5 protein-coding genes are annotated in these 4703 nt (G+C 74.7%); 4 read left to right on the top strand and 1 reads right to left on the bottom strand.

Going from position 1 to position 4703, the window contains the following annotated elements:
* Positions 1–104 precede the first annotated feature (104 nt).
* Both DQW06_RS14050 and DQW06_RS14045 read left to right on the top strand, forming a co-directional pair.
* Positions 105–473, top strand: coding sequence for a hypothetical protein (locus DQW06_RS14050; protein WP_013156539.1), 369 nt, complete (start codon positions 105–107; stop codon positions 471–473).
* Entirely contained in the window at positions 470–1057 is a 588-nt protein-coding gene (locus tag DQW06_RS14045; RefSeq protein ID WP_117198596.1) for a hypothetical protein, read from the top strand. The genes DQW06_RS14050 and DQW06_RS14045 overlap by 4 nt, the downstream gene beginning before the upstream one ends.
* On the opposite strand, the gene DQW06_RS14040 is transcribed toward DQW06_RS14045, so the two are convergent.
* Positions 1054–3534, bottom strand: coding sequence for a PEP/pyruvate-binding domain-containing protein (locus DQW06_RS14040; RefSeq protein WP_117198595.1), 2481 nt, complete (start codon positions 3532–3534; stop codon positions 1054–1056). The genes DQW06_RS14045 and DQW06_RS14040 overlap by 4 nt on opposite strands.
* 268 nt (positions 3535–3802) lie before the next feature.
* On the opposite strand from DQW06_RS14040, the gene DQW06_RS14035 reads away from it, so the two are divergent.
* A complete protein-coding gene (locus tag DQW06_RS14035) occupies positions 3803–4198 on the top strand; it encodes a hypothetical protein (RefSeq protein ID WP_013156536.1) in 396 nt (131 codons plus the stop codon).
* Between the two features lie 16 nt (positions 4199–4214).
* On the top strand, positions 4215–4703 hold a 489-nt coding region (locus tag DQW06_RS14030), incomplete at its 3' end, for a hypothetical protein (RefSeq protein ID WP_198662445.1).

Genomic DNA, 4703 nt, shown 5'->3' with positions numbered 1-4703 from the left:
GGCCGTGGCCGCCTCGGACGCCTCCCTGGCGGGTACGTTCTCCTCGCGGCACGCACGAGCACCGCGCCACGGCCCCGTCGACTCCCCCACCGAAGAGGACCGCAGTGAACCTCCACCTGCCCTACCTGATCGGACCTCTCCTCCTTCTGCTGGTGGGCCTCTTCGCACTGGTCTGCTGCTTCGCCGCCGCGCCGGAGCGCCGCGCGCTCACCGGACTGGGCGCGGCGGCGCTGCTGGCCTCCTCCGTCCTGTCCCTGCTCGACCAGCTCTTCTCCCCCTGGGTGCGCGAACAGGCGGCGGACTCCGAGACCACCGCGCTGATCACGAGCGTGTCGTACTACCTGTCCGCGGCCCTCCTCGGCGCGGGCATGCTCCTGCTGGTCCTGGCCGCCACCCGGAGGACGTCGCGGGCCGAACCGCCCCCTCCGTCATCCTCCCCCTTCGACGGACCGCACGAGGAGGCCTGGCGATGACCGAGCAGGGCCCCGACCTGGTGCGTTTCCTCCTGTCCCTGCTGACCGTCGTGCTCCCCCCGCTGCTGGCGGGGGTCCTGGCGCTGGTCCTCGCCCAAAGGGCTCCCGGCGGGCGCGGCTTCGTACGCACCGGAGGCGGCCTGCTCGCGCTCCTCAGCGTCGTCCAGGGGGCCCGGGAACTCTGGTTCCGGTTCCTCTTCCTCCCGTCCTTGGTGGAGAACGGTGAGGTGCCGGTCCCGTTCCCGGTGCTGTTCGCCCTCGACATCGGGGTCCACGTGCTGCTCGCGGTGGCGCTCGTCCTGCTGCTGTGCGCGGTGATCAGCTCCCGGGGACGGCGGCACGCACCCCGGGGAACCGTGCCGCGACGACCGGAGCAGCGGCCGGAACCACGGGGCGGACGACCGGGCGGCGCCCCGTACGGCGGTGGCCGCTCCTCCGCGCACGCTTCGAACGCCCACACGGCAACGGGCGATCCCGGCCATCGCGGCGACGCTTTCGACGGCGGGGGCGGCCACCATGACGGCGGCGGAGGCGGCCACAACGGCGGCGGGGCCGACGGAGGCGGCGGCGGAGGCGGCTTCTAGCCCTCCACCGGTCTGGGCTCCTCCGGTCTCTCCCCGCCCTCGACGCGGACCGTGCCCGCGGCACCGTCGACGGTGATCCGCTGCCCGTCTCGGATCACCTCGGTCGCCCGGGGAACGCAGATCACGGCGGGGATGCCGTACTCCCTGGCGACCGTCGGCCCGTGCGCGATGGTGGACCCCGTCTCCACCACCAGCCCTCCGGCGGTCATGAACAGCGGTGTCCATCCGGGATCCGTGCTCTGGGCCACCAGGATCTCCCCCGGTTCCAGCGTGGCCCCCGCCGGATCGTGGACCACCCTCGCCACCCCGGTCGCGGTTCCCGAGGAGGCGGGCACGCCGAGGAGTTCCCCGTCCCGCCCGGAGGTCGGGGCGGGCAGCGCCGCCTCCACGTCGGTGCCGTCGGACAGCAGGACCGGGGGAACCCGGCGGCGTCCGCGCTCACGCAGGTACCCGGCGCGGCGCTCGGCGACGAGCGCGCGCTGGTCCGCGCCCTCCACCAGGGCGCGTGCCTCCGGCATGCGGAGGAACATGATGTCGTCGGGCGCGTCCAGCCGTCCCGCCCCGGCCATCTCGGCGCCGACGAGGAGGAGCTGCCGACGCGTCTCGGCGATGGCGAACAACCAGGAGAACTTGGGGTACTCCCGCATCCCGGCCAGGGCGCGCGCACGGCCGAAGGAGAACGACGCCAGACGCGCGCGGACGGGCCTGGAGGCGAGCGCCCTGCGGACCAGCGCGTCCCGTGTGCGTTCGGCCTCGGCGGCGGCCCGGGCGAACCTCCGGTCGGGTTCCTGTTCCGGGTCGCTCACCCGCAGGTAGTTGGCGATCGCCGCGAACAGGGGCGCGGGGTCCTCCGACCACCGGGGCACGCCCACGTCGACCTCGGCGGCTCCGCGGTGCCCGTACCGCTCCAGGAAGACGTCGAGACCGATGTCGGGGAGCGTTCCCGCCCGGTACCCGGACGCCAGTTCGTCAGGCGGGGTGTCCCTGAACAGCTCGCCGTGCCCGCGCGCCCCGACCGCCAGTCGCCACAGCGCCAGGTCCATCTCCGTGGTGACGTTGTGCGGCATCCCGCCGAGGACGGCGGCCACCTCGCCCGGTTCGGCGATCCCCCTGAGCAGCAGTTCGGGCGCCTTGGCGGAGAGGATCGCGACGCACAGGGGCCCCATCATCGGGGCCATCCCCTCCGTCAGCGCCTCGTTCTGGAGCCGCGTCGCGTGCCGCAGACGTCGCGCGGAGGTGAGCGCGTGCTCCGGGGGGCGGGTGGCACGCGCCCGGAGCACCGCGCCGGCCCGCAGGAAGCGCCTCCTGGCGTCGTCGGGGTCGACGAGCGCGGCCACGGCGTCCCCGAGGACCCTGCCGGTGAGCGGCAGCGCCCGCGCGACGGCCCCGACCACCCTGACCGGGTCGATCCGTCCGCCGGGGCGCGCGGCGAACCGCGGGTCGTCCAGGAGGGAGCGGATGGCCGCCGCGGCCCGGGGGCCGTAGACGGCCATGCTGTCCGGCAACAACCCGCGGATCCAGCGGTTGCGCAGGTAGGGGGTGAGGTCCAGGTAGAACCTGCCCGCCACGTCGGCCACCACCGCGTCCCCGCCGTCGGGGCCGGTGCCCCGGGAGCCGAGCCACGCGGAGGCGACGATTCCCAGCACGGACAGGCCCATCGGGGTGAACGGGCGGAGCATGCCCTGCATGTTGCCGACCTCGAAGTAGGCGCGGGGCCCGTCGTCGTGGTGGTCGGGCAGCGGGAAGAGGGTGGTGACCGGGCGGGACTGGAGGATCCAGGGGGTCCCGTCGCGGTCCAGGGCCCATTCGACGTCCTGCGGTGAGCCGAAGTGGCGCTGGAGCCGCTGCCCGGCGGCGTGCAGCGCCGTCACCTCCTCCGGCGACAGGCACCCGTCGTCCGGTCCCTCGGTCCCGCCGTCCGCGGCCACGACGTAGTGGTCGGGCCGGACCGTGCCGTCGACCACCGCGGTCCCGAGGCCGGGGACGGCGTCCAGGACGGTCTCGCCCCGTGTGCCGGTGACCGGGTTGGCGGTGAACAGCACCCCCGCGGCCCGGGGATCGACCATGCGCTGCACGACGACGGCCATGTGCACCCCGTCGTCGTCGATTCCCCGGTCGCGCCGGTAGGCGACGGCGCGGTCGGTCCACAGGGAGTCCCAGCACCGGCGGACGGCCGTGAGGAGGTCGTCGGCGCCCTCGACGTCGAGGTAGGTGTCCTGCTGTCCGGCGAAGGAGGCGTCCGGCAGGTCCTCCGCGGTCGCGCTGGACCGTACGGCCACCCGGCCGCCGCCGAGGGCCTCGTAGGCGGCGGTCACCTCCTCCTCCGGCAGCCTCCCGGAGCGGTGGGCCTCGGTGGTGACGCAGAAACCCGGGGGCACGCGTTCTCCGGCCGAGATCGCCCCGGCCAGCCCGGCGGCCTTGCCGCCGACCAGGTCGGCCCCCACCCCGTCGATCCGATCCAGTTCCACCACGAGCACGACGTCACCTCCGGCTGCTGTGCCACCGCTTCCCATGCTCCTCGCCGGAGGCGGGGGCCGCCAGAGCCGAAAGGGATCTGTGGAAAACTCCCGCGGCGGGTCGGTCGTCTCATCACACATACGCGGACCGCGGCGCCCGGCCGCCGCCGCGGACGGTCCCGCCGCCCCGTCCCACGCGGGCGACGACGGCCCCTCGCACCGGCGCTGAACAGGCGAACAGCCCGGCGTGAGAGTCTGGATCCGCCCGTGCCCCCAGGAAAGGCCCCGGATGCACCTGATCTCTCCCCTCTACACCGCCTCCTCCGTCATCTCCCTGCTGTTCGAGGTCCTCTACCTGCTCTTCGGCGTCATCGTGCTGGCCCTCAGCGGCGTGGCGGCCTCCGGCCGCAGGGGGCTCGTGGCGACGGGCGGCGCCCTGATCGTCCTCAGCGCCCTCGGCGACCTGGCGGTCCAGATCTGGTCCTTCACCCCCATGTACGCGGGCATGGACATCGCGGTGCACACCACGGTGCTCCCGGCCCTGTACCTGATGTTCACGCTGCTCTTCGTCGGCGGCCTGCTCGCCCTGGTGCTGGCCGCGGCGAAGCGCCTCACGGCCCGGACGACCGCTCCGCCACCGCCGCCCGGCCACCACCCCGGTCCGCGGCCCTTCCCGACCCGCTGACACGAGGAGTCCTCCGATGTCCTCCCTTCCCCCGACCCTGGGTCCGCTCCTCTACGGCCTCGGCACGCTCCTCCTCCTCGCGGTGGGGATCACCGCCTTCGTCCGCGCGAAGGGATCGCCCTTCCCCGGCGCCGTCCGGACCGTGGGGGCGCTGCTCACCGCCGCCGCGCTCGTCCAGGTCGCGAGCTCGGTGGTCTCCTTCGCCCTCGGGGTCGTGGACCTGTCCTTCGAAGCGGTCATGACGGTCACCGGGCTGACGAGCGTCATCGTGGAGCTCCTGTACGGGCTCCTGGTCACCGGAGCGCTGGTCACGCTCGCCGTGGCCCTGGTCCGCTCCAAGTCCGCCGCCGCCCGCGCCGCCGATCCGGCGGCCGCGGGTCCCACGGCCGGGCAGGCGTTCGCACCGCCCGCACCCGGCCAGCCGTACGGGTTCGGGCAGGCCCACCCGGCGCCGCCCGAGCACGACCGTCCCGGGCACGGGTACGGTCACCCCGGCGGCGGGCCC

This window comes from Nocardiopsis sp. TNDT3, from assembly GCF_003427465.1.
Taxonomy (GTDB): domain Bacteria; phylum Actinomycetota; class Actinomycetes; order Streptosporangiales; family Streptosporangiaceae; genus Nocardiopsis; species Nocardiopsis dassonvillei.
The sequence above is the reverse complement of the archived record's forward strand: the minus strand, read 5'-3'. Positions and strand labels throughout refer to the sequence as shown.

Excerpts from the sequence above, each read along its gene's own strand:
- DQW06_RS14045 (WP_117198596.1), top strand. The coding sequence starts at position 470 with ATGACCGAGCAGGGCCCCGACCTGGTGCGTTTCCTCCTGTCCCTGCTG.
- DQW06_RS14035 (WP_013156536.1), top strand. The coding sequence starts at position 3,803 with ATGCACCTGATCTCTCCCCTCTACACCGCCTCCTCCGTCATCTCCCTG.